This window comes from Oleiphilus sp. HI0079 (assembly GCF_001635105.1).
Genome location: NZ_LWFT01000380.1, coordinates 1 through 312, shown reverse-complemented (window position 1 = coordinate 312; position 312 = coordinate 1). Strand labels below are relative to the sequence as shown.

Annotated in this window: 1 protein-coding gene; it reads right to left on the bottom strand. The window is 44.9% G+C overall.

What is annotated here, in order from left to right; genetic code table 11:
* Nucleotides 1–27 precede the first annotated feature (27 nt).
* Nucleotides 28–312, bottom strand: a 285-nt coding sequence (locus A3750_RS25925; RefSeq protein WP_231871721.1) for a hypothetical protein, incomplete at its 5' end; no start/stop codon positions are given.

The window sequence follows — 312 nt, the reverse complement described above, 5'->3', positions numbered from 1 at the left end:
CTTTTAAGCGATCTATTCTAAAAGGATTTAGTTCTCTATTGTCAGCGTAGTTGTTTGTTTGGAAACGATGCTGACGTTATAGCTATTTGAAAAGATCATTGAGGCGAATTCGTTGTCATCGTTGATGTCGATAGACGCATCGCAGGTGAACGCCGCCGTATAGGGGCCCGCTGGGATAAATCCAAGCTCAAACTCGTAGTTTGATGTGTCGTTGTTATAGGTCACTGTCGCAGAAGCAAGTGGATCACCTGCATTTCCCTGCAGATCCTGAATCGTTGCATCTTCGCCAGTGAACAAATAAACCGCATTGCC